A 25,253-nucleotide genomic window follows, 5' to 3' on the forward strand; every position below is an offset into this window, starting at 1 on the left:
AGCTTGCCGGAAGAGCATTTCCTGGCGACGGAGATGTAGTGTAGAATGCGGCGTTTTCGAACGATAAAACGTCAGGCGCAGACCCGCGGCCTCCAGGAATTCGTAAGGCATAATTAACTCTAATATGAAGAATATACGTAACTTTTCGATCATCGCTCACATTGACCACGGCAAATCGACGCTGTCTGACCGCATCATCCAGATTTGTGGTGGCCTGTCCGATCGTGAAATGGCTGCTCAGGTTCTCGACTCCATGGATCTGGAACGTGAACGTGGGATTACCATTAAAGCGCAGAGCGTGACCCTGGATTACAAAGCGACCGACGGTCAAACCTATCAGCTGAATTTCATCGATACCCCGGGCCACGTTGACTTCTCTTATGAGGTTTCCCGTTCTCTGGCTGCCTGTGAAGGCGCACTGCTGGTGGTTGATGCCGGGCAGGGCGTAGAAGCACAGACCCTGGCGAACTGCTACACCGCGATGGAAATGGACCTGGAAGTGGTTCCGGTTCTGAACAAAATTGACCTGCCCGCGGCAGATCCTGAGCGCGTGGCGGAAGAAATTGAAGATATCGTCGGTATTGATGCCGTTGATGCAGTTCGCTGTTCCGCCAAAACCGGCGTAGGCGTGCCGGATGTATTAGAGCGTCTGGTGCGTGATATCCCTGCGCCACAGGGCGACCCGGAAGCCCCGCTTCAGGCGTTGATCATCGACTCCTGGTTCGATAACTACCTGGGTGTAGTGTCACTTATTCGTGTGAAAAACGGCACCCTGCGCAAAGGCGATAAAGTCAAAGTCATGAGTACCGGCCAGACCTATAACGCTGACCGTCTGGGCATCTTTACCCCGAAACAGATTGACCGTACCGAACTGAACTGCGGCGAAGTGGGCTGGTTGGTTTGTGCAATTAAAGACATTTTGGGCGCACCGGTAGGCGATACGCTGACCCTGGCGCGTAATCCGGCGGAGAAAGCGCTGCCAGGCTTTAAGAAAGTGAAGCCACAGGTCTATGCTGGTCTGTTCCCGGTGAGTTCCGACGACTACGAGAACTTCCGTGACGCGCTGGGTAAACTGAGTCTGAACGATGCTTCCTTGTTCTACGAGCCAGAAAGCTCAACGGCGCTGGGCTTCGGCTTCCGCTGTGGCTTCCTCGGCCTGCTGCACATGGAAATCATCCAGGAGCGTCTGGAGCGTGAATACGATCTCGACCTCATCACCACCGCACCAACGGTAGTGTATGAAGTGCAGACCACCAACAAAGAAGTTATCTACGTAGACAGCCCATCCAAGCTGCCACCGCTGAATAACATCGACGAACTGCGTGAGCCGATCGCCGAGTGTCACATGCTGCTGCCGCAGGAATACCTCGGCAACGTCATCACACTGTGTATCGAAAAACGCGGGGTGCAGACCAACATGGTTTACCACGGTAACCAGGTGGCGCTGACCTATGAAATCCCAATGGCCGAAGTGGTTCTCGATTTCTTCGATCGCCTGAAGTCTACTTCCCGTGGCTATGCGTCACTGGATTACAACTTCAAGCGCTTCCAGGCATCCAACATGGTACGTGTTGATGTGCTGATCAACGGCGAGCGTGTTGATGCGCTAGCCCTGATCACCCACAACGACAACGCGCCATACCGTGGTCGTGAGCTGGTTGAGAAAATGAAAGAACTGATCCCGCGTCAGCAGTTTGATATTGCGATTCAGGCCGCTATTGGCAACCACATCATTGCCCGTTCCACCGTGAAACAGCTGCGTAAAAACGTTCTGGCCAAGTGCTACGGCGGCGACGTTAGTCGTAAGAAAAAGCTGCTGCAGAAACAGAAAGACGGTAAAAAACGCATGAAACAGGTGGGTAACGTTGAGCTGCCTCAGGAAGCTTTCCTTGCCATTCTGCATGTCGGTAAAGACGGTAAATAACCAATAAGGAGTTGGCATGGCGAACATGTTTGCCCTGATCCTGGTCATTGCGACCCTGGTGACAGGGATTTTATGGTGCGTGGACAAATTTATTTTCGCACCAAAACGCCGTGAACGTCAGGCCGCTGCACAGGTTGCAGCGGGCGAAACACTGGATAAAAAGACGTTGAAGAAGGTCGGCCCGAAACCGGGCTGGCTCGAAACCGGGGCATCCGTATTCCCCGTGCTGGCTATCGTGCTGATAGTACGCTCGTTTATCTACGAACCGTTTCAGATCCCATCCGGCTCAATGATGCCTACGCTGCTGATCGGTGACTTTATTCTGGTAGAGAAATTTGCCTACGGAATTAAAGACCCGATTTACCAGAACACGTTAATTGAAACCGGTCATCCGAAACGCGGTGATGTAGTGGTCTTTAAATATCCGCAAGATCCACGTCTGGATTACATCAAGCGTGCAGTGGGTTTGCCGGGCGATAAAGTCTCTTATGACCCTATCGCCAAAGAAGTGACCATTCAGCCGAACTGCAGTTCTGGTCAGGCCTGTGGCAACGCGCTGCCGGTAACTTACTCCAACGTTGAGCCGAGCGATTTCGTGCAGACTTTTGCCCGTCGTAACGGCGGCGAAGCGACCAGCGGTTTCTGGCAATTGCCAAAAGGCGAAAGCAAAGACAACGGCGTGCGTCTGAATGAGCGAAAAGAAACGCTTGGCGATGTTACTCACCGTATTTTGATCGTGCCGATTGCGCAGGACCAACTGGGGATGTACTACCATCAGCAGGGCCAGCAGCTGGCGACGTGGATTGTTCCACCGGGGCACTACTTCATGATGGGTGATAACCGTGATAACAGCGCCGACAGCCGCTATTGGGGCTTTGTCCCGGAAGCGAATCTGGTCGGAAAAGCGGTTGGCATCTGGATGAGCTTCGAAAAACAGGAAGGCGAATGGCCGACCGGCGTACGCTTAAGTCGTATCGGTGGGATCCATTAATTCCTGAATTATATTTATGCCGCCCCGATATAAGGGCGGCATAAATTATTTCCGACATAAATGCCTCGCAGCTAACGACATCACTCGTCGTTGCGTATAGAATGTCCCCCCGAAGTTTTAGGTTGGTACCCATCAGGGATCCACGGCACACGAAACCGCGTTGGCTTTTTCAGGTCGGTTTCGTGTGCTGCATTATTGACGCATTCATCTATTGGTAACACATGAACCCCATCGTAATTAATCGGCTTCAACGGAAGCTGGGCTACACTTTTCAACATCAGGATCTTTTACAGCAGGCGTTAACCCATCGAAGCGCGAGCAGTAAACATAATGAGCGTCTCGAGTTCCTGGGTGATTCCATTTTAAGCTACGTCATCGCCAACGCGCTGTATCACCGGTTCCCGCGTGTGGACGAAGGTGATATGAGCCGGATGCGCGCTACGCTTGTGCGTGGTAACACGCTGGCCGAAATCGCCCGTGAATTTGAACTGGGTGAATGTCTTCGCCTCGGCCCTGGTGAACTGAAAAGCGGTGGCTTCCGCCGTGAATCTATTCTGGCGGATACCGTTGAAGCGCTGATTGGTGGCGTATTTCTCGATAGCGATATTCAGAATGTCGAAAGGCTGATCCTGAGCTGGTATCAGACCCGACTGGATGAAATCAGCCCAGGCGATAAGCAAAAAGATCCGAAGACACGTTTGCAGGAATATTTACAGGGTCGTCATTTGCCGCTGCCGTCTTATCTGGTTGTGCAGGTGCGTGGCGAAGCCCACGATCAGGAATTTACTATCCACTGCCAGGTCAGTGGCCTGAGTGAACCCGTAGTTGGCACAGGTTCCAGCCGCCGCAAGGCGGAGCAGGCTGCCGCCGAACAGGCGCTGAAAAAACTGGAGCTGGAATGAGCGACGAAAAGACTTACTGCGGATTTATCGCCATCGTTGGACGCCCCAACGTTGGCAAATCTACCCTGCTAAATAATCTGCTTGGGCAGAAGATTTCCATTACCTCTCGCAAAGCGCAGACTACGCGTCACCGCATTGTGGGGATCCATACCGAAGGGGCACATCAGGCGATTTACGTCGATACCCCGGGCCTGCATATGGAAGAAAAGCGCGCGATTAACCGTCTGATGAACAAAGCGGCGAGCAGCTCCATCGGAGACGTAGAGCTGATCATCTTTGTGGTGGAAGGCACGCGCTGGACTGCTGACGACGAAATGGTGCTCAACAAGCTCCGTGGTGGTCGTGCGCCGGTTATCCTGGCGGTCAATAAGGTGGATAACGTTCAGGAAAAAGCGGATCTGCTGCCACATCTGCAGTTCCTGGGCAGCCAGATGAACTTCCTCGATATCGTGCCAATTTCTGCGGAAACGGGCTTCAATGTCGATACGGTGGCGGGCATCGTGCGTAAGCATCTGCCGGAAGCGATTCATCACTTCCCGGAAGATTACATCACCGACCGTTCACAGCGTTTCATGGCATCCGAAATCATTCGTGAAAAGCTGATGCGTTTCCTGGGGGCCGAACTGCCATATTCCGTGACGGTAGAAATCGAACGCTTCCAGACCAACGAACGCGGCGGATATGACATCCACGGTCTGATCCTCGTCGAGCGCGAAGGTCAGAAAAAGATGGTTATCGGCAACAAAGGCTCCAAAATCAAAACCATCGGTATCGAAGCCCGTAAAGATATGCAGGAGATGTTCGAAGCTGCTGTCCATCTTGAGCTGTGGGTGAAAGTGAAATCCGGTTGGGCCGATGACGAGCGTGCTTTACGCAGTCTCGGTTATGTCGACGATCTCTAATACTCGTCGTCCTTCACGCCGCAGGGGCGTTGGCTGCGCATGCTCACCCTGGTCACATAGTTATCTATGTTTCCAGGGACTGTCAGGCTTACCGCCTTCCTGCAACATGAAATCCATAGAGTATAAATAAAAATGGAAGGCTGGCAGCGCGCTTTCGTCCTGCATAGTCGTCCCTGGAGCGAAACCAGTCTGATGCTGGACGTCTTCACGGAAGAGTCGGGCCGCGTACGCCTTGTGGCTAAAGGCGCACGTTCCAAACGTTCAAATCTCAAAGGTGCGCTTCAGCCCTTTACTCCCTTGCTGGTCCGGTTTGGTGGCCGTGGCGACGTTAAAACGCTGCGCAGCGCCGAAGCCGTTTCCCTGGCACTCCCGCTCAGCGGTATCGCGCTCTACAGCGGTCTCTACGTCAACGAACTCCTTTCGCGCGTACTGGAAAACGAAACCCGTTTCTCCGAACTCTTCTTCGATTATCTGCACTGTCTCCAGACGCTGGCCGGAGTAACCGGTACGCCAGAACCGGCGTTGCGCCGTTTTGAACTGGCGCTGCTGGCTCATCTGGGATACGGCGTGGATTTTCTGCACTGCGCGGGTAGCGGTGAGCCGGTGGATGACACTATGACCTACCGCTATCGTGAAGAAAAAGGGTTTATCGCGAGCGTGGTCATTGATAACAACACGTTTACCGGGCACCATTTAAAAGCGCTCGCTAGCCGGGAGTTTCCCGATGCGGATGCCCTGCGGGCGGCCAAGCGCTTCACCCGCATGGCGCTTAAACCTTATCTTGGCGGAAAGCCGCTAAAAAGCCGCGAGCTGTTCCGGCAGTTTGTGCCGAAACGCGGTTGAAGAATACACACAGAACCAGAATCAATAACGAGGATTGTCATGGCTGAATTACTGTTAGGCGTCAACATTGACCATATCGCGACTCTGCGCAACGCGCGCGGCACGGCGTATCCCGATCCGGTTCAGGCAGCGTTCATTGCCGAGCAGGCTGGCGCTGACGGTATCACCGTGCATCTACGCGAAGATCGTCGTCACATCACCGATCGCGACGTGCGTATTCTTCGCCAGACCCTTGATACTCGCATGAATCTGGAAATGGCCGTCACCGAAGAGATGCTGGCGATTGCGTGTGACACAAAACCGCATTTCTGCTGCCTGGTGCCGGAAAAGCGTCAAGAAGTCACCACCGAAGGCGGGCTGGATGTGGCGGGTCAGCTCGTCAAAATGCGTGATGCCTGCAAACGTCTGGCGGACGCCGGGATCCTCGTTTCTCTGTTTATTGATGCCGATCGCGAGCAGATCAAAGCGGCAGCAGACGTCGGTGCGCCGTACATTGAAATTCACACCGGTTGCTACGCTGACGCAGAAAGCGAAGCCCAGCAGGCTAAAGAGTTGGAGCGTATCGCCCAGGCGGCGACCTATGCCGCAAGCCTCGGCCTGAAGGTGAACGCCGGGCACGGGCTGACCTACCACAACGTCAAAGCCATTGCCGCGCTGCCTGAAATGCACGAGCTGAATATCGGTCACGCGATTATCGGTCGTGCGGTGATGAGCGGCCTGAAAGAGGCCGTGGCGGAAATGAAACGTCTGATGCAGGAAGCACGTCGCTAATGGCTATTGTCGGTATCGGCACCGATATCGTTGAGATTACCCGTATCGAAGCGGTGATCGCCCGCAGCGGCGATCGCCTGGCCCGGCGGGTGCTGAGCGATTACGAGTGGAAAATCTGGGAAACGCATCAGCAGCCGGTGCGTTTTCTGGCCAAACGCTTTGCGGTGAAAGAGGCGGCGTCCAAAGCGCTCGGCACCGGCATTCGTAATGGCCTGGCATTTGAACAGTTTGAAGTTTACAACGATGAACTGGGCAAACCGAAGTTACGGCTATGGGGCGCGGCGAGCGACCTGGCGGCGCAGATGGGCGTCACGCACATCCACGTTACGCTGGCGGACGAACGTCATTACGCTTGCGCAACGGTTATTATGGAAAGCTAGATTTTGTCCGACTAGATTTTGTCCGAATGGTGCAGCTGGACGAACTTATCCCACAGCTGCTCCTGGTTTTCGAGATGCTCGGGATCGTGGATGATGGTGTTCGGGATGGGGCACACGCTCTGGCAGGTCGGCGTCTCGTAATGGCCGACGCACTCGGTGCAGCGGTCACTGTTAATCTCATAAATGCTGTCGCCCATCGAAATCGCCTCGTTAGGGCATTCCGGTTCGCACATATCACAATTGATGCATTTTTTAGTAATTAACAGCGCCATAAGGAAATTCTCAGAAACAACACAAACAGGGCGGGCATTATACGCTCATTCTCTGCACTCGCCACTTTTTTTGTTGTCCTCCATGTCTTAATCCTCCATACGGAAAATATCAATTAGATGATATATAACGATATTATCACGCCGTTACACTTTTCGCTTACGCCCTGCTAACATTAAAATATAATTATTCAGTGATAGTTATCATATATCCTCATTACTCTACAGGTATGCTGTAGCCAGAGTGTCAATGTAGTTTACTTTAATAATACGTAGCGCTTTATGTTTATGGCAGGCGTTTTATCGACGCCCCGGTTAACGCATTTATTTTTTCGGGGAGTGATTCGACAGCGGAGGTAATCATGGAAGTTCGCGGTGAAAGAATTATAAATTTAAAAGCCTTAATTGTTCATAACAGTGCCAGCCATGTCGGCGTGGTCAACGACTCGATAGCCACTCTGCTCAAAGAACTCAATATCAAAGGTATTACCACTATCCTGGCGGACTCTGCCGATGATGCGGCTGCCGTGCTGCACAATGATGCGACGATAGAACTGGTGTTACTCGACTGGGTAATGAGTGACGATGAGCAGCATAATGAATCGGCAAAAAAAGTCATTCACTCTCTGCGCAGTAAAAGCCAGGCGGTTCCCTTATTTTTATTGTTGGATAATCGGCAGGGCGAGAATTTAACGCATGAAATAATGCGTGAAACCGATGAGCTGATTTGGATTCAGGAAGATACGCCTTATTTCCTTGCCGGACGAGTGCATTCCGCAATTTTATCCTACCGGGAAAAAATAGTCCCACCGTTAACGCGGGCTATTTTTGAGTTCGCACAAAAATATGAATATTCATGGCACACGCCGGGCCACGCGGGCGGCACTGCATTTATGAAGTCTGCCGTTGGGCGCGCATTTCACGATTATTTTGGTGAAAACCTTCTGCGTTCAGACCTCTCTATTTCGGTTGGGGAACTCGGTTCTCTTTTGGATCACAGCGGCCCAATTGGCGAAAGTGAAAAATTCTGTGCCCGGGTGTTCGGTGCTGACCGTGCCTATACCGTCACCAACGGATCGTCGATGTCGAACCGTGTGATCATGATGTCCTCGGTGGCGCGCGGGGACTACGCGCTCTGTGACCGCAACGCGCACAAGTCAACCGAGCAGGCGCTGACCATGACCGGCGTAGTGCCGACCTATCTGATGCCGTCGCGAAATTATCTCGGGATTATCGGGCCGGTGTACGCCAACACGCTCAGCGAGCACGAAATTAAACAGGCCATCGCCCGCAACCCGCTGGCGAAGGATAAAAATCAAAAGGCGCTACATGCGATCATCACCAACTCGACCTATGACGGCCTGACCTATCACGTGCCGACGGTGGTTAAACAGTTAGATGCCAGCGTGGACCGTATTCACTTTGATGAGGCCTGGTATGGTTACGCGCGCTTTAACCCGCTGTACGCCGACCGTTTCGGTATGTACGGTGAACCCGAAGATTATCCGCGTGACCTGCCGACGATTTTCACCACCACCTCCACGCACAAACTGCTGGCCGCGCTTTCACAGGCGTCGCTTATCGGCGTACGTGATGGGCGCAACCCGGTGCCGCATTCGCGATTTAACGAATCCTACATGATGCATGCATCCACCTCGCCGCTCTACCCGATCATCATGGCTAACGAAGTATCCGCAGAAATGATGCGCGGGCAGAGCGGCAAATTCCTGACCACCGAATCCATTACCGAAGCGGTGCGTTTCCGTAAGGCTGTTCGCCGTATTCGCCGTGATTTACAGGAAAACACAGACTGGTTCTTCTCGACCTGGAACGCTGATTTCGTCACTGACCCGGAAACGGGCAAAAAAGTGTCGTTTGAAGATGCGCCGATTTCACTGCTGGTCAGCGACCCACGCTGTTGGGAATTGCGCGCCGGGGATGAATGGCACGGCTTCCGCGGTATCGAAGACGGGTACTGCATGCTTGACCCAATCAAAGTGTCGGTGGTGATGCCCGGTGTAGCGACCGACGGCTCACTGGAAGAAACCGGGATCCCCGCTACGCTGGTCACCGCCTTCCTCAGCCAGCGCGGGATTCAGGTCGAAAAAACCACCGATTTCACCATCCTGTTCCTGTTCTCGTTGGGCATCACCAAAGGCAAGTACGGCACGTTGATTAACGCCCTGCTTAAATTTAAAGATGCCTACGATGGCAATATCCCGGTCGAGCAGGTGTTGTATCCCCATGAAAATGCGTGTCCGGTGGAATATAAGGGCAAGGGCTTAAAAACCCTCGCCGATGAAATGTTCGCCTTCTTCAAGGAAACCGGATTTACCCATGTGCAAGCGGAAGCCTTTACTACCTTACCGGAACCGGTCATGACCCCGGCGGAGGCCTACGTCAAACTGGTGCATAACGATATCGAAATCGTCAGCGTGGATAATCTCTACGACCGCATTCTGGCGACCGGCGTGGTGCCTTATCCACCGGGGATCCCGATGATCATGCCGGGGGAAAGCGCCGGTGGTAAATCCAGTCCCTACATTCGCTATCTTCAAATTCTGCAGCTGTGGGACCAGCGCTTTCCAGGCTTTGGCCATGATATCCATGGCGTGGAAAACGAAGACGGAACTTATTACGTGCAGTGCCTGAAATCCAGCAAATAACGCGGCAACATCAGTGTAGTACGGAGAAAAACTATGGCGATTAAAAAGATGAGCGTCACGCAGTTAACGATGTTAACCGCGATAAACATGCTGGGGTCGGGGATTATTTTGTTACCGACCAAGCTGGCGCAGGTGGGAAATATCTCCATCGTCTCATGGCTGGTGACCGCCACTGGCTCGATGGCACTGGCGTGGGCTTTTGCCTGCTGCGGCACCATGAGTAATAAACCGGGGGGGATGGGCGGATATGCTGAATATGCCTTCGGCAAAGCCGGGAACTATATTGCCAACTACACCTACGGCGTGGCGATAGTCATCGGTAACGTGGCGATTTCGATAACGGCAGTGGGTTACATTATCGGCTTGTTCCATATTAATCCTAACCCGTTGCAGATTGGTCTAATGACCATCGGGCTGTTATGGATAACCACCTTCGCTAACTTTGGTGGGGCGAGCATCACCGGTAAAATTGGCGCTGTCACGGTGTGGGGAGTGATAGCCCCGGTGGTGGTGGTGTCAACGGTGGGCTGGTTCTGGTTCAAGCCGGAAATCTACGCCGCAGGCTGGAACCCGCATAACAGCAGCCTGTTTGGTGCGGCGGGCTCATCGGTGGCGGTGACCCTGTGGGCGTTTTTAGGGCTTGAATCGGCCTGTGCCAACAGCGATGCGGTTGAAAATCCTCAGAAGAACGTGCCAATTGCGGTGCTGTTCGGGACTCTCGGCTCGGCGATCATCTACATCGTTTCGACTAACGTCATTGGCGGCATCATCCCGAATGCCGCGCTGGTGAACTCCAGCGCACCTTTCGGCCTGGTATTTGCCACCATGTTCACGCCGATGGTGGGTAATATCGTCACAGCGCTGATGATCATCGCCTGTATCGGCTCGCTGTTGGGCTGGCAGTTCACCACCGCCCAGGTGTTTAAAAGCTCAGCTGACGTCGGCTACTTCGTGAAAATATTTGCCAGAACCAATAAGCACGGCACGCCGATCGCCGGAATGCTCATCCTGTTGGCTATCCAGACCGTGCTGAGTTGGTTCTCTATTCCGGCCAGTTCAGACGGCACGCGATACGGCTGGGCACATCATCTGGCATCAAGCAATGTTGGGGTGTCGGAGCAGTTCTCGGCGGTGGTTGATCTATCGGTAGTCACCAACCTGGTGCCGTACATTCTGTCGATGGCAGCGCTGGTGACTATCCAGGCTATCCACAAGGCACCGCGACGGCAGGCGCTGATCAACAATGCGATTGCCGGGGTCGGGGCCGCCTACAGTTACTTTGCACTGATGAACTCGGGTGACAAGGCGTTGATGTACGGCGGCGTGGCGACCATTCTCGGCTTCACCCTCTTTGGGGCGGTCAGCGCGCGGTTTGTGAAAGGCGAACAGCTCGAGCATCCGGATCGCGTCATCACCGGCGAGGAAGACGTACCGGCAAGACCGTACCGCGATCTTTAAACCTCAGCGGGCTCAGTCCAGAGTTGACTGCGGCCCGTTTATATCAGTTTTTTAACCAGCGCTTCACTGTGGCGGATCCGGTCCGGGGCATGTTCCAGATCCTGCTGCACCAGTCCCATAAACAGTAAATCGGTGAGCATCATTTGCGCGCTGGTGGAGGAAATGGCCGCGCTGCGCGTCGCCAGTTCTTCCGCAATGGTATACAGGCAATGGCTGGCCCGTTGCTGTAACGCGTTAGGTGAGAAGCCGGTGATCGCCAGAATCTTGCCGCCGACCCGCAGCGTCTCGTCTGCCGCCAGATTGATTTCGCGCCGTTCCCCGGAATACGAGATAGCCAGCAGCAAATCGTCTGAGGTCATCGCCTGCACGGTGGCGAGCAGGGCGTGCATATCCTGTTCGGCGACAGCGTTAAAGCCAATCTTCATCAACTTCCAACTGAAGTTTTGCGCCACCAGACCCGACGCACCAATCCCGGTCACCACAATGCGGCGCGCGCTGCGCAGCAGGCCGATGCTTTCCCTCAGCTTATCTTCGGTATTCACATCGAGCGAGGCGTGCATCGCCGACACGTTGTCCTTAATGAGCTTCTCGCCCACCAGGCGCAGCGGATCGTCGCCACGGATCTGATTATGTACCGGCACCGACTGCGGATGAGGATTGCTGGCCAGCGCCTCGCTCAGTGCCAGTTTAAGCGCCGGAAATCCCTTGAATCCTAGCTTCTGGGCGAACTTCACCACGCTGGACTGGCTAACGCCCGCCAGGCTCGCTAACTGTTGAGAGCTGAGGTGACGTGCCTCGTCTGGCTGGTTCAGGATAAAATCCGCCAGTTTTTTGTCACTTTGCGCGAGACCAGAGTAGCGCTGACGGATGCGAATCAAACAGTTCATGGGTTCTCCAGAGGGCTATTTCGTGGCCGTCTGTCAGAAATTTGTCTTTGATTATAGGGGATTGTGAAGCAAGCACTTACGCAAGTGTAGGAAAATGTGCTGCATTCTTAGCCGATTCATCATTCTAATCAAAAGGATACGCTGTCTGCATCCTAAGGGAAAGGCGCAATCAGTATCGTTTTTGGAAATGTGAGGTTATGGCTGTTAGGCTTGTTAACAGGAATGACTCATACGCGCTCACCTTTGAAGGAGAACAGTTTGGTAAGTAATTCGCGTCGGGTAGTGTTTTTTGACCTGGATGGCACGCTGCATCAGCAGGATATGTTTGGCAGCTTTTTACGCTATCTGTTGCGCCACAATCCGCTCAACGCGCTGTTGGTGCTTCCGCTCTTGCCGGTGATTGGCATAGCACTGCTGGTGAAAGGCCGGGCGGCGCGTTGGCCGATGAGCCTGCTGCTGTGGGCCGCAACCTTTGGGCACAGTGAAGTACGGCTCAAGGCCATCGAAGCGCAGTTCGTGCAGTGGTTCCGTGGACACGTGACCGCTTTCCCGGTGGTGCACCAGCGCCTCACGGAATATCTGACCAGCTCCGATGCTGACGTCTGGCTGATCACCGGTTCGCCAAAATCGCTGGTGGAGCAGGTGTACGTCGACACGCTATGGTTGCCGCGCGTGAATCTCATTGCCAGCATGACCGAGCGCCGATATGGCGGCTGGGTGTTGACGCTGCGTTGTCTGGGTCATGAAAAAGTGGCGCAGCTGGAGAAAAAAATTGGCACCCCGCTGCGGCTGTTCAGCGGCTACAGCGACAGCAATCAGGACAACCCGCTGCTCTATTTCTGCCAGCACCGGTGGCGGGTGACGCCGAGCGGTGAACTGCAACAGCTAGAATAAAGCCCGCCCCGCTGTGTATAATGCGCCCCGCTTTTTCTACCGGAGTAGCCGCTGTGTCTGACAATGAATTGAACCACGAACACTGGATGCGTCACGCGCTTACTCTCGCCCAGCGAGCCTGGGATGAAGGGGAAGTGCCGGTCGGCGCGGTGCTGGTTCATCAGAATCAGGTCATTGGCGAAGGCTGGAACCGACCGATTGGGCGTCATGATCCGACCGCCCATGCTGAAATTATGGCCCTGCGTCAGGGCGGGCTGGTATTGCAGAACTACCGTTTAATCGACACCACGCTGTATGTCACCCTTGAGCCGTGCGTTATGTGCGCCGGGGCGATGGTGCATAGCCGGATTGGCCAGCTGGTGTTTGGTGCGCGGGATGCGAAAACGGGGGCGGCCGGCTCACTGATTGACGTCCTGCATCATCCGGGCATGAATCACAGGGTAGAGATTACCGAAGGCGTGCTCGCGGAAAGCTGCTCGTCGATGCTAAGCGATTTCTTCCGGCATCGCCGTGAGCAGAAAAAGGCCCTCAAGCGTGCCGCCCAGCCTCAGTGACGCAGAATATCCACCAGCGTATTCGGGTGTTTCACTTCAATTTGACCGCTGCGCTCGGTGTGCAGCGAGATAAACGGCAGCACGCCGAGGCTGGTATGATTTAACTCGCCCGGCCTGACCGCAGGGTAATCCTGTGCATACTCCCGCTCCAGCGCCTCTTTCTTTTCTTTCTCCAGCAGATACCCCACCAGGCTTATCTGATACTTACGGATGTTTTCCACATAGGCGTAGGCTTCATGCCCGCGCGCGTAACCGTAGGTCAGGCGCGTGTAGTAGGGTTTCTGACTGAGCAGCGGCAGACGCTGCTTTACGTCTGCCCAGCTGTCCGGGTTGCCTTTCTGCTTGGCGGTTAACGCCCGGGCGTCGAGCATATGCGCATAGCCCATGTTGTATGCCGCCAGCGCAAACCAGATTTTTTCTTCTTTCGGCACCGTATCCGGCACCTTATCCATCATATCCTGCAGATAGCGCATCCCGCCGCTGACGCTCTGTTCGGCGTCGGTCCGGTCGGTAAGGCCAAGGCTTTGGGCGGTATTTTTGGTCAGCATCATCATGCCACGCACTCCCGTGGGCGAGGTTGCCAGCGGATCCCAGTGCGATTCCTGCCACGCTATCGCCGCCAGCAGACGCCAGTCAATCTCACTGGCGTATTTCTGGAACAGCGGCTGCAGGTCGGGCAGCAGGTTATCCACCGCGCGCAGGAAGGTTCGGGTATCGAAATAATCGAAATCGTCACCGTGGCCGAGATACTTCTCTTCCAGTCGCGCCAGGGTGCCGTCTTCATTAATGTCATTGAAGAAATCGAGCATCGCTGCGGGGAGGGTGTTATCGCTGTCCTTCAGGCTGAACCAGGTCACCGGCTGTTCATCGGTAATATCCAGCGCCACCGCCAGCTCCGGATGTACGCGCTGGAACAGGCTGATCGCCACCGAGTCGGCAATGGTGTAATCGAGCTTGCCGTCGATAACGTCTTCCATCAGCTCCACGCTGCCGCGCTTATCGTCGACGGTCCAGTTCAGGTCCGGGTACTTTGTTGCTTTCAGCGCCTGCAGGTCGTTAATCGCCACGTGCCCCGGCGCAATGGTCAGCTGTTGGGCGGTGAGGTTATCCAGCGAGCGCGGGCGGAGGCTCCCTTTGCGGTACACCAACTGCTGAGAAACCGAATAGTAGGCCGGTCCGGCCTGATAGCTTTTGACGCGTTCGCTGTTGTAGACCAGCCCGGCGGCCAGCATATCGGCGCGACCATTATCGAGGTCATCAAACAACTGGCTGATGTTCTGACGAACGGTGACTTTCAGCTTAACACCGAGATAATTGGCGAACTGCTGAGCCAGTTCGTAGTCGAGTCCGTAATCTTTTTCATGGATGTTGGCGAACGTCAGGGGAGAGACCACGGTACTGACGCGCAGCTCACCGCGCGCCTGAATGGCGGCGATGCGGTTCTCTGGTTTACTGAACCAGGGAACAGAAGGCCATAGCGCCGCTGCCAGTAGCAGGGTGACAATGCCGATAAACAGATAATTAATCTTTAATTTTTTCAATTAGTTAATTCTCTGTGATGAGAGCGATCTCAGGCAATAGTTACCATGTTAAAGTTTAGGGGCACTACAGAATGAGCGGCATTTTGCTTAAACAAGCGACAGTTGGCAACCTATTCATGCGATTGGCCGCATCGGTTGGTAAAACGCAGCGACGATTTTATTTTGACGCAAACGGTTACGTCGCTGCTCTGGATCCTCTATAATGACGCCCGTTTTCCGCCATTGCGCACACTGAAACCCAGAAGACGAGAGACTTATGATGGAAATTCTGCGTGGTTCGCCTGCACTGTCTGCATTTCGTATTACCAAACTGCTGGCACGCTTTCAGGCAGCCAACCTTCCGGTCAGCAACATCTATGCCGAGTACGTGCACTTCGCGAGTCTGAACGCGTCGCTTTCAGACGAGGAACATGCCCGACTGGCTCGCTTGCTGGAGTATGGCCCCAGCCTCAGCAGCCATACCCCCGCCGGAAAATTACTGCTCGTCACCCCCCGTCCTGGCACCATCTCCCCCTGGTCTTCAAAAGCAACTGATATCGCCCACAACTGCGGCCTGGCCCAGATTGAACGCCTCGAGCGCGGCGTAGCGTATTACGTTGAAGCCTCCACCCTGACCGATGCTCAATGGAGCCTGGTCTCGGCAGAGCTGCACGACCGTATGATGGAAACCGTCTTTGGTGCGCTACCGGATGCGGAAAACCTGTTTGCCCATCATCAACCGACCCCGGTTGCCAGCGTCGATCTGCTGGGACAAGGGCGTCAGGCGCTGGTGGAGGCCAATCAGCGTCTCGGCCTGGCGCTGGCGGAAGATGAAATCGATTATCTGCACGAGGCGTTCACTAAGCTCAACCGCAACCCGAACGACATCGAGCTGTATATGTTCGCGCAGGCGAACTCTGAACACTGCCGTCATAAGATCTTCAACGCCGACTGGGTGATTGATGGCCAACAGCAGCCGAAGTCGCTGTTCAAGATGATCAAGAACACCTTCGAGAAAAACCCTGAACACGTGCTGTCTGCCTATAAAGACAACGCCGCGGTGATGGAAGGCTCGGAAGTGGGGCGCTTCTATGCCTCCCATGACGGCAAGCGCTACGACTTCCACCAGGAAGCGGCGCATATTCTGATGAAGGTCGAAACGCATAACCACCCGACCGCCATCTCTCCGTGGCCGGGTGCAGCCACCGGTTCCGGCGGCGAAATCCGTGATGAAGGCGCTACCGGGCGCGGCGCGAAGCCGAAAGCCGGGCTGGTGGGCTTCTCCGTTTCCAACCTGCGCATACCTGGCTTTGAACAGCCGTGGGAAGAAGATTTCGGTAAACCGGATCGCATCGTCACCGCACTGGATATCATGACCGACGGCCCACTGGGCGGGGCGGCGTTCAACAACGAATTTGGTCGCCCGGCGCTGAATGGCTACTTCCGTACCTACGAAGAGAAAGTGAACAGCCATAACGGCGAAGAGCTGCGTGGCTACCACAAGCCGATCATGCTGGCGGGTGGGATCGGCAACATTCGCGCCGATCATGTGCAGAAAGGCGAGATCAATGTCGGTGCGAAGCTGATTGTCCTCGGCGGCCCGGCGATGAATATCGGTCTCGGCGGTGGGGCGGCCTCCTCGATGGCGTCCGGCCAGTCTGATGCCGATCTGGATTTTGCCTCGGTTCAGCGCGACAACCCGGAAATGGAACGTCGCTGTCAGGAAGTGATCGACCGTTGCTGGCAGCTTGGCGACGCCAACCCGATCCTGTTCATCCATGACGTGGGCGCAGGTGGGTTATCCAACGCCATGCCGGAGCTGGTGAGTGACGGCGGACGCGGGGGGCGCTTCAACCTGCGCGATATCCTCAGCGATGAACCGGGCATGAGCCCGCTGGAAATCTGGTGTAACGAATCTCAGGAGCGCTATGTGCTCGCCGTGGCCGCTGAACAACTGCCGCTGTTTGACGAGCTGTGCCGTCGTGAACGCGCCCCGTACGCGGTGATTGGTGACGCGACCGAAGAGATGCATCTGAGCCTGAGCGACACCCATTTCGACAACCAGCCTATTGACCTGCCGCTGGATGTTCTGCTCGGCAAAACGCCGAAGATGACCCGGGATGTCGCCACGCTGAACGCCACTGGTGATGCGCTGGACCGGCAGAATATCACCATCGCCGAGGCGGTGAATCGCGTACTGCATCTGCCCACGGTGGCAGAGAAAACCTTCCTGGTGACCATCGGTGACCGGACGGTAACCGGCATGGTCGCCCGCGATCAGATGGTCGGCCCGTGGCAGATCCCGGTGGCTAACTGCGCGGTCACCACCGCCAGCCTCGACAGCTACTATGGCGAAGCGATGGCGATTGGCGAACGTGCGCCGGTTGCGCTGCTGGACTTCGCGGCGTCAGCCCGTCTGGCGGTCGGTGAAGCGCTGACCAATATCGTTGGCACCCAGGTCGGCGACCTTAAACGTATCAAGCTGTCGGCAAACTGGATGGCCGCGGCAGGGCACCCGGGTGAAGACGCGGGCCTGTACGCGGCGGTGAAAGCCATCGGGGAAGAGCTTTGTCCGGCGCTGGGTCTGACCATTCCGGTTGGGAAAGACTCAATGTCGATGAAAACCCGCTGGCAGGAAGGCAGTGAGCAGCGCGAAATGACCTCCCCGCTGTCTCTGGTGATCTCGGCCTTTGCCCGAGTGGAAGACGTGCGTCGCACCGTCACCCCACAGCTTTCGACCGAAGACAACGCCTTGCTGTTAATTGACCTTGGTAAAGGCCACAACGCGCTGGGTGCCACGGCGCTGGCGCAGGTTTACCGCCAGCTCGGGGATAAAACCGCAGACGTGCGCAGCGTTGAACAGTTGAAAGGCTTCTGGGATGCGATGCAGGTGCTGGTGGCTGAGCGCAAACTGTTGGCCTGGCATGACCGCTCCGACGGTGGCCTGCTGGTGACTTTGGCTGAGATGGCTTTCACCGGCCACTGCGGCGTGGAAGTGGACATCGCTGCGCTGGGAGAAGACAAACTCGCCGCGCTGTTTAACGAAGAGCTGGGCGGCGTGATTCAGATTCGCGCCCAGGACCGCGAGATAGTTGAGAGCATTTTCGCCACCCATGGTCTGAACGACTGCGTGCATTTCCTCGGCAAAGCCACCGAGGGCGATCGCTTTGTCATCACCGCTGGCAGTCATTCGGTATACAGCGAAAGCCGTACCACGCTGCGTATGTGGTGGGCAGAAACAACCTGGCAGATGCAGCGACTGCGCGATAACCCGGAGTGTGCCGATCAGGAACACGACGCCAAGCGCAACGACAACGATCCGGGCCTCAACGTAAAACTCACCTTCGACATTAACGACGATGTTGCCGCGCCGTATATTGCCAAAGGTGCCCGCCCGAAAGTGGCGGTGCTGCGTGAGCAGGGTGTGAACTCCCACGTCGAAATGGCCGCGGCGTTCCACCGTGCGGGCTTCGATGCTATCGACGTCCACATGAGCGACCTGCTTGCCGGTCGTACCGGGCTAAACGATTTCCAGGCGCTGGTAGCCTGCGGTGGCTTCTCATACGGCGACGTGTTGGGCGCGGGCGAGGGCTGGGCGAAATCGATTCTGTTCAACGAACGCGTTCGCGATGAGTTTGAAACCTTCTTCCATCGTCCACAGACCCTGGCGCTGGGGGTATGTAACGGCTGTCAGATGATGTCCAATCTGCGTGACCTGATCCCAGGCAGCAGCCTGTGGCCACGCTTCGTGCGCAACCATTCTGACCGTTTTGAAGCGCGTTTCAGCCTGGTGGAAGTCACACAGAGTCCGTCGCTGCTGTTGCAGGGGATGGTCGGGTCGCAGATGCCAATCGCGGTATCCCACGGCGAAGGCCGGGTGGAAGTCCGTGACGGCGCGCATCTGGCGCAGCTTGAAAGCAAAGGGCTGGTGGCGCTGCGCTTCGTTGACCACTTCGGCAACGTGACGCAGAACTACCCGGCGAATCCGAACGGTTCCCCGAACGGGATCACCGCAGTGACCAGCGAAAGCGGGCGCGTCACCCTGATGATGCCGCACCCGGAACGTGTGTTCCGCACGGTGGCCAACTCCTGGCACCCGGAAGACTGGGGCGAGGACAGTCCGTGGATGCGCATCTTCCGCAACGCGCGTAAACAGCTGGGTTAATTTTTCCCGCACGCTCGCTGTAAAGCCTTCCTGTTAAAGGGAGGCTTTTTTATTTGTGACACCGGGCAACAACAGTGTCGGAAAATGGCGACAGATGTGGTTTTCAGGTGTCGTCAAAAGGTGACATTTATGTTGATGATATTTATCGGGTTATAATTTACCGCTTCGAATGCGTCTCTTTATAGCGACAGTGTGACGAAAAAACACACATTTCAAACCCATCCGTTAATAACTACAAAACACTTTTGTATCAAACGTTTAATAATACATTTTGCTTTATGGCACGCTTACTGCATAATACTGCTCAGTGGCTCATTCACCTTCTTATGTCAGCCCCTTCGGGACGCGCTACATAAACCTCGAATGACGCACAAACAGGTGCCTGCCGTCCAACATCTGATATCAGCTTAGCTATATCAACCATCGGGCGAAACGTGGAGTTAGGCACCGCCTTATTCAATAACAACGCCGGGTTATGCCCGGCGTTGTTGTATCCGAAGCCTTTCCTCAGTTACCCTGCTTTTACTCTCATGTGTAAGGGCGAACTCATTGAAACGCTGGTCTCTTTTTCCCCGCTCGCTGCGCCAGTTGGTCATGCTGTCATTTCTACTCATTCTGTTGCCGCTGTTGGTACTGGCGTGGCAGGCATGGCAGAGCCTGAATGCGCTCAGCGCCCAGGCGGCGCAGACCAACCGCACGACGCTGATTGACGCGCGACGCAGCGAAGCGATGACCAACATCGCGCTGGAAATGGAGCGCAGCTATCGGCAATACTGCGTTCTGGACGACGCCATGCTGGCCAAGGTTTATCAGGGGCAGCGCAAACGCTACACCGACATGCTCGATGCCCATGCGGGCGTGTTGCCGGATGACAAACTTTATCTGGCCCTGCGCCAGGATCTGAACGCGTTGGCGGAGTTGCGCTGTAAAAACAGCGGCCCGGATGACAAATCCGCTGCGGCGCTGGAGGCGTTTGCCTCCGCCAATACCGACCTGGTGCAGGCCACGCGCACGGTGGTGTTTTCCCGTGGGCAGCAGCTGCAACAGGAAATTGCCGAACGTGGCCAATTCTTTGGCTGGCAGGCGCTGGTGCTGTTCCTCGTCAGCCTGACCATGATGGTGCTGTTTACGCGGATGATTATCGGCCCGGTGAAAGGCATTCAGCGGATGATTAATCGCTTAGGGGAAGGTAAATCGCTCGGCAGTGCGGTGATGTTTACCGGCCCTCGCGAGCAGCGTTCCGTCGGGCAGCGCATCATTTGGCTGAGCGAACGTCTTTCCTGGCTGGAGTCCCAGCGCCATCAATTTTTACGCCATCTCTCTCATGAGTTAAAAACGCCGCTCGCCAGTATGCGTGAAGGCACCGAGTTGCTGGCCGATCGGGTCGTCGGCCCGCTCACGCCGGAGCAAGAAGAAGTGGTATCGATTCTGGATGACAGCAGTCGCAATCTGCAAAAACTGATTGAACAACTGCTGGATTACAACCGTAAACTGGCTGACAGTCCGGTCGAGATGGAAAAGGTTGAGCTGTCACCCTTGGTAGAAATGGTGGTATCCGCCCACAGTCTGCCGGCAAGAGCTAAAATGATGCATACCCGTGTTCAACTCGCCGCTGACGTGTGCTGGGCCGAGCCGATGCTGCTGATGAGCGCCCTGGATAATCTCTACTCCAACGCGGTGCACTACGGCAGTGGATCCGGTAGCATTTATCTGCGTAGCCATCAGCAGGGCAATTCGATTTTTCTTGAGGTTGAGAACAGCGGGACACCGATCCCGGATGCTGAAAAGACCATGATTTTTGAGCCTTTTTATCAGGGCAGTCATCAACGTAAAGGGGCTGTGAAGGGAAGCGGACTGGGATTGAGTATCGCCCGGGATTGCATCCGCCGGATGGGGGGAACCCTGCAACTGGTGGATGCGCCGGAAGGCTACGTTTGTTTCCGCATCACGCTCTCTCTTTCAGACACGGATAAACCCATTAAATGAAGCAATGTCTGGTGAATATGTCCCCCAAATTACTTTCGCTACTGGCCGGAGCGTCCTGTTTATTGCTGGCCGGATGCACCTCTACGCAACATGCCGCCAATGCCAGCGATGAGGAAAAACTGCCGCAGCAGCAGGTGGCCGATTTTCTCTCGACCGACTGTATGGATGTCTGGTCATTACACGGTGAAACCACGGATAAAAATCCGCTCTACTGGCTGCGCAGCATGGACTGTTCTGAGCGTCTGTCGCCAGAGATAGCGCGCACCGAAGCTCGCCTGCACAGCGAAGACAGCTGGCAAGATGCCTTCCGTCGCGGCATTTTGCTCGACAACGCCAAAATTACCCCGGTGGAACGACGTGAAGCGGTCAACCGGCTCGACAGTTTTAGTGCTCAGATCCCGTCTCAGGTGCGACCGCTGTATCAGGTCTGGCGAGATGGCCAGGCGTCGCTGTTACAGCTCTCCGAGGAACGTTCGCGCTACAGCAAGTTGCAGCAGTCCTCTGACGCCGAGCTGGAAATTCTGCGCCAACAGCAGCAGCATTTGAGCAGCCAGCTCGAGCTCACCACCCGCAAGCTGGAGAACCTGACCGATATCGAACGGCAGCTCTCCAGCCGGAAACCGGCGGGCAGCAGCTTTAGCCCGGATTCGGGGCATTCATCTGACCCATCATCTGCGTCCAAAGACGCCCCCGCCGCAGAGGACAAGCCATGACAGGACGCAAGCCCGCACACCTATTACTGGTCGATGACGATCCCGGTCTGCTGAAGCTGCTCGGGATGCGCCTGACCAGCGAAGGGTTTTCGGTGGTTACGGCAGAAAGCGGGCTGGAAGGTCTGCGCGTTCTGGCGCGGGAAAAAATAGATCTGGTGATAAGCGATCTGCGAATGGATGAAATGGACGGCTTGCAACTGTTCGCCGAGATCCAGAAAGTGCAGCCGGGGATGCCGGTGATCATTCTCACCGCCCACGGTTCGATTCCCGATGCGGTCACTGCCACCCAGCAGGGCGTATTCAGCTTCCTGACCAAACCGGTCGATAAAGACGCACTGTACAAGGCCATTGATGAGGCGTTGGTGCATACCGCCGCGGCGGGCGACGATCAGTGGCGGGAATCCATTGTGACCCGCAGCCCGGTGATGCTGCGTCTGCTGGAACAGGCGCGGATGGTGGCGCAGTCGGACGTTAGCGTACTGATCAATGGCCAGAGCGGCACCGGGAAAGAGATTTTCGCCCAGGCGATCCACAACGCCAGTCCGCGAGGGAAATACCCGTTCATTGCCATTAACTGCGGCGCATTGCCGGAACAGCTGCTGGAATCGGAACTGTTTGGTCATGCGCGCGGGGCGTTTACCGGTGCGGTCAGCAATCGCGAAGGGCTGTTCCAGGCGGCAGAGGGCGGCACGCTGTTCCTTGATGAGATTGGCGATATGCCCTCTCCGTTACAGGTCAAACTGCTGCGCGTGTTACAGGAACGCAAAATTCGCCCGCTCGGCAGCAATCGCGATATCGACATCAACGTGCGGATCGTTTCCGCCACCCACCGCGATTTGCCCAAAGCAATGGCGCGCGGCGAGTTCCGTGAAGATTTGTTCTATCGTCTGAACGTGGTGAGCCTGAAAATTCCCACGCTTGCCGAGCGAACCGAAGATATCCCACTGCTGGCGAATCATCTTTTGCGCCAGTCCGCCGATCGCCATAAGCCGTTCGTGCGCGCGTTTTCGACCGATGCGATGAAGCGGCTGATGACCGCCAACTGGCCGGGAAACGTGCGCCAACTGGTGAACGTTATCGAACAGTGCGTGGCCTTAACGTCTTCCCCGGTGATTGGCGATGCGCTGGTCGAGCAGGCACTGGAGGGCGAGAACACCGCCTTGCCGACCTTTGTCGAAGCACGCAATCAGTTTGAGCTGAACTATCTGCGCAAACTGCTGCAAATCACCAAGGGCAACGTCACCCACGCCGCGCGAATGGCGGGACGCAACCGCACGGAATTCTACAAATTGCTCTCGCGCCACGAACTCGACGCCAACGATTTTAAAGAGTAGCCCGGCATGCGCTCCAACGTTATGATAGGGTAAGCAACCGGTTACGCGGATAAGACAGGAAACCATGAAAAAGATTGATGCGATTATTAAACCCTTCAAACTCGATGATGTGCGTGAAGCGCTGGCGGAAGTCGGCATCACCGGGATGACGGTAACGGAAGTGAAAGGCTTTGGTCGTCAGAAAGGTCATACCGAGCTGTATCGTGGCGCGGAATACATGGTCGATTTTCTGCCGAAGGTGAAAATTGAAATCGTGGTGACCGATGATATCGTCGATACCTGCGTGGATACCATTATCCGCACGGCGCAGACCGGCAAAATCGGCGACGGCAAGATTTTCGTCTTTGACGTAGCCCGCGTGATTCGTATCCGTACCGGCGAAGAAGACGACGCGGCAATCTGATGTTCGCGCGCCTCTCCCCGGGGCGTGATGTCGCTGCCCGCCACGTTCCGCGGGCAGCGAACAGCGTTAGTCCTCGCTGGCGGCCATTCGCAGCGCAGAATTTCCAAGCACTCTCCTGACCCCAATAATCAGCAGGATCACCGTCACACAGCCCAGCGTCCATTCGCCCATTTGCGCAAAGAAGTGCCCGTAGGCGGCGACGGCGGTTTCACTGATTTGCGCTTCGGTCGTTTGCTGCGCGACCATGCCCGCCAGCCAGTTGGCAACGGCCCCGGTGGCGAGCATATAGATGCCGGTCAGCACTCCGGTTACGCCCGGCATATTCAGGCGCGTGATCTGCGCCATCGCGACCGGGTCGATAAACAATTCGGCAAATCCCATCAGCGCCAGACCCGCGACCATCATGCTCATCGACGCATGACCGTGCAGCTGGCTCTGATGCGCGTTTAGTGCCAGCAGCATAAATCCCGCCCCCATCAGCGTCAGGCCAAAGGCAAACTTCAGCCACACCCGCAGGGCAGAGCTGCCGCCCGGACGCACCAGCCATGCCAGAATCACGCCCGCTGCCATCACCGCTACCGCGTTCACCGACTGGAACAGCGCGGTAGGCACCTCAACGTTCAGCCAGCGCCGGTCGACGAAATGGTCGATGAACAAGCTAATGGAGCTGCCGCCCTGCTGGGCCAGCACCCAGAAGAGTGTCCCGGCCAGCATCAGCCACACAATTTGCCACAGGGCGCGGCGATGCTGCGGTGAGGCAATCATAATCCGCGCCACCATCTGCGCGGCAATCAGACACACCGCCGCCAGCAGATAACCGGCCCAGTTTCTTTCCAGCAACAGGGTGAAGAACACCGGGGCAAGGCACAGCATCACCAGCAACCAACCCCAGGTTGGCAGCACAAAACGCCTGGCCTGTAGTGCCGGTTTATTAACGCCGCGGGTGTTGCGGAAGTGGCGGTGCCCGCTGAGGAACACCATCAGCCCGATAAACATGCCAATCCCCGCCAGCGCAAAGCCGACGTGCCAGCCGTACCACTGCGCCGCCAGGCCGCAGACAATCGGTGCGGCGATAGACCCGACGTTCCCCGCGGCATACAGCAGCGAGAATCCGCCGTCGCGACGGCTGTCATTGGCGTCGTACAGTTCACCGAGCAGGCAGCTGATATTGGATTTAAACAGGCCGTAGCCGCAGATGATGATCGCCAGCGCCAGGTACAGGCTCATGGTGCTGTCGGATTCGAGGCCTAGCACGATGTGGCCCAACGTCATCAACAGGGCACCGGCAATTACCGCCACGCGGTTACCGAGCAGGCGGTCGGCAATCCAGCCGCCGAGAATAGGGGTGACATAAACCAGAGAGGCGTAAGCGCTGAACAGGCCGATAGCATGGCTGTCGTCAAAGCCGAGCTGGTGGGTGAGGTAAAGAATGAGCAGGGCACGCATGCCGTAGAAGCTGAAGTATTCCCAGATTTGAATCGCCACGATGTAGTAAATCGCGCGCGGTTGTGAGGGTGTTTGCATGTGGTCTCCCTGCGCGTTGTCAGAGTTGCCCGGCGGCGCTGCGCTTGTGCGGGCCTACGGGGTGGATATTTCGTTGGCCGCAATGATCGGGCCACGGGGTAAAAATTCGTAGGCCGGGTAAGCGCAGCGCCTCCCGGCAAAAAGGGAAGTGGCAAGCCACTTCCCTC

The 25,253-nt window shown here is 55.9% G+C and carries 20 protein-coding genes; 16 read left to right on the top strand and 4 right to left on the bottom strand.

Annotation, left to right across the window (positions count from 1 at the left end; all coding sequences use genetic code 11):
• Positions 1-124: 124 nt before the first annotated feature.
• The 7 genes from lepA (at position 125) to acpS (ending at position 6,713) form a co-directional block, all read left to right on the top strand.
• On the top strand, positions 125-1,924 hold the full coding sequence (gene lepA, locus SIK69_RS05350) for a translation elongation factor 4 (protein ID WP_319627963.1): 1,800 nt from the start codon (positions 125-127) through the stop codon (positions 1,922-1,924).
• Between the two features lie 16 nt (positions 1,925-1,940).
• The gene (gene lepB, locus SIK69_RS05355) at positions 1,941-2,915 is read left to right on the top strand and encodes a signal peptidase I (RefSeq protein WP_319785599.1); all 975 of its coding nucleotides are present in this window, start codon (positions 1,941-1,943) and stop codon (positions 2,913-2,915) included.
• Positions 2,916-3,136: 221 nt separating this feature from the next.
• Complete coding sequence (rnc, locus tag SIK69_RS05360) at positions 3,137-3,817, top strand: ribonuclease III (RefSeq protein WP_159760801.1); 681 nt, start codon at positions 3,137-3,139, stop codon at positions 3,815-3,817.
• Positions 3,814-4,719, top strand: coding sequence for a GTPase Era (gene era / locus SIK69_RS05365; protein WP_319627965.1), 906 nt, complete (start codon positions 3,814-3,816; stop codon positions 4,717-4,719). The genes rnc and era overlap by 4 nt, the downstream gene beginning before the upstream one ends.
• Before the next feature lie 132 nt (positions 4,720-4,851).
• Positions 4,852-5,562, top strand: coding sequence for a DNA repair protein RecO (gene recO / locus SIK69_RS05370; RefSeq protein WP_319785600.1), 711 nt, complete (start codon positions 4,852-4,854; stop codon positions 5,560-5,562).
• A gap of 39 nt (positions 5,563-5,601) precedes the next feature.
• The gene (pdxJ, locus tag SIK69_RS05375; RefSeq protein WP_319785601.1) at positions 5,602-6,333 is read left to right on the top strand and encodes a pyridoxine 5'-phosphate synthase; all 732 of its coding nucleotides are present in this window, start codon (positions 5,602-5,604) and stop codon (positions 6,331-6,333) included.
• Entirely contained in the window at positions 6,333-6,713 is a 381-nt protein-coding gene (acpS, locus tag SIK69_RS05380) for a holo-ACP synthase (RefSeq protein WP_319627968.1), read from the top strand. The genes pdxJ and acpS overlap by 1 nt, the downstream gene beginning before the upstream one ends.
• Before the next feature lie 11 nt (positions 6,714-6,724).
• On the opposite strand, the gene SIK69_RS05385 is transcribed toward acpS, so the two are convergent.
• Positions 6,725-6,985 carry a YfhL family 4Fe-4S dicluster ferredoxin gene (locus SIK69_RS05385; RefSeq protein WP_319627969.1) on the bottom strand — a complete coding sequence of 87 codons (261 nt, stop codon included), beginning with the start codon at positions 6,983-6,985 and terminating at the stop codon, positions 6,725-6,727.
• A gap of 359 nt (positions 6,986-7,344) precedes the next feature.
• Here SIK69_RS05385 and SIK69_RS05390 point away from each other — a divergent pair, with 359 nt between their 5' ends.
• Entirely contained in the window at positions 7,345-9,648 is a 2,304-nt protein-coding gene (locus SIK69_RS05390) for an Orn/Lys/Arg family decarboxylase (protein WP_319785602.1), read from the top strand.
• Between the two features lie 33 nt (positions 9,649-9,681).
• On the top strand, positions 9,682-11,106 hold the full coding sequence (potE, locus tag SIK69_RS05395; RefSeq protein ID WP_319785603.1) for a putrescine-ornithine antiporter: 1,425 nt from the start codon (positions 9,682-9,684) through the stop codon (positions 11,104-11,106).
• Between the two features lie 38 nt (positions 11,107-11,144).
• On the opposite strand, the gene SIK69_RS05400 is transcribed toward potE, so the two are convergent.
• Entirely contained in the window at positions 11,145-11,993 is an 849-nt protein-coding gene (locus SIK69_RS05400; protein ID WP_319627972.1) for a MurR/RpiR family transcriptional regulator, read from the bottom strand.
• 222 nt (positions 11,994-12,215) lie between these two features.
• Here SIK69_RS05400 and yfhb point away from each other — a divergent pair, with 222 nt between their 5' ends.
• Both yfhb and tadA read left to right on the top strand, forming a co-directional pair.
• A complete protein-coding gene (yfhb, locus tag SIK69_RS05405) occupies positions 12,216-12,887 on the top strand; it encodes a phosphatidylglycerophosphatase C (RefSeq protein WP_374941364.1) in 672 nt (223 codons plus the stop codon).
• Positions 12,888-12,907: 20 nt separating this feature from the next.
• A complete protein-coding gene (tadA, locus tag SIK69_RS05410; RefSeq protein WP_319627974.1) occupies positions 12,908-13,441 on the top strand; it encodes a tRNA adenosine(34) deaminase TadA in 534 nt (177 codons plus the stop codon).
• Here tadA and mltF read toward each other — a convergent pair.
• The gene (mltF, locus tag SIK69_RS05415) at positions 13,435-14,982 is read right to left on the bottom strand and encodes a membrane-bound lytic murein transglycosylase MltF (protein ID WP_319627975.1); all 1,548 of its coding nucleotides are present in this window, start codon (positions 14,980-14,982) and stop codon (positions 13,435-13,437) included. The genes tadA and mltF overlap by 7 nt on opposite strands.
• A 256-nt stretch (positions 14,983-15,238) precedes the next feature.
• Here mltF and purL point away from each other — a divergent pair, with 256 nt between their 5' ends.
• From purL to glnB, 5 genes are all read left to right on the top strand, one after another.
• A complete protein-coding gene (gene purL, locus SIK69_RS05420; RefSeq protein WP_319785606.1) occupies positions 15,239-19,126 on the top strand; it encodes a phosphoribosylformylglycinamidine synthase in 3,888 nt (1,295 codons plus the stop codon).
• A 549-nt stretch (positions 19,127-19,675) separates the two neighbouring features.
• On the top strand, positions 19,676-21,112 hold the full coding sequence (gene qseE / locus SIK69_RS05425; protein WP_319785607.1) for a two component system sensor histidine kinase QseE/GlrK: 1,437 nt from the start codon (positions 19,676-19,678) through the stop codon (positions 21,110-21,112).
• Positions 21,109-21,825, top strand: a complete 717-nt coding sequence (gene qseG, locus SIK69_RS05430; RefSeq protein WP_374941325.1) for a two-component system QseEF-associated lipoprotein QseG — start codon at positions 21,109-21,111, stop codon at positions 21,823-21,825. Before qseE ends, qseG begins: the two co-directional genes overlap by 4 nt.
• Positions 21,822-23,159, top strand: coding sequence for a two-component system response regulator GlrR (glrR, locus tag SIK69_RS05435; RefSeq protein WP_319627979.1), 1,338 nt, complete (start codon positions 21,822-21,824; stop codon positions 23,157-23,159). The genes qseG and glrR overlap by 4 nt, the downstream gene beginning before the upstream one ends.
• Positions 23,160-23,223: 64 nt before the next feature.
• Positions 23,224-23,562: a nitrogen regulatory protein P-II gene (gene glnB, locus SIK69_RS05440; RefSeq protein WP_002914032.1), complete on the top strand. Its 339-nt coding sequence runs from the start codon at positions 23,224-23,226 to the stop codon at positions 23,560-23,562.
• 66 nt (positions 23,563-23,628) lie between these two features.
• On the opposite strand, the gene dtpD is transcribed toward glnB, so the two are convergent.
• The gene (dtpD, locus tag SIK69_RS05445; protein WP_319785608.1) at positions 23,629-25,086 is read right to left on the bottom strand and encodes a dipeptide permease DtpD; all 1,458 of its coding nucleotides are present in this window, start codon (positions 25,084-25,086) and stop codon (positions 23,629-23,631) included.
• Positions 25,087-25,253 lie beyond the last annotated feature (167 nt).

It is taken from the genome of Scandinavium lactucae, from assembly GCF_033843265.1.
GTDB lineage: Bacteria > Pseudomonadota > Gammaproteobacteria > Enterobacterales > Enterobacteriaceae > Scandinavium > Scandinavium lactucae.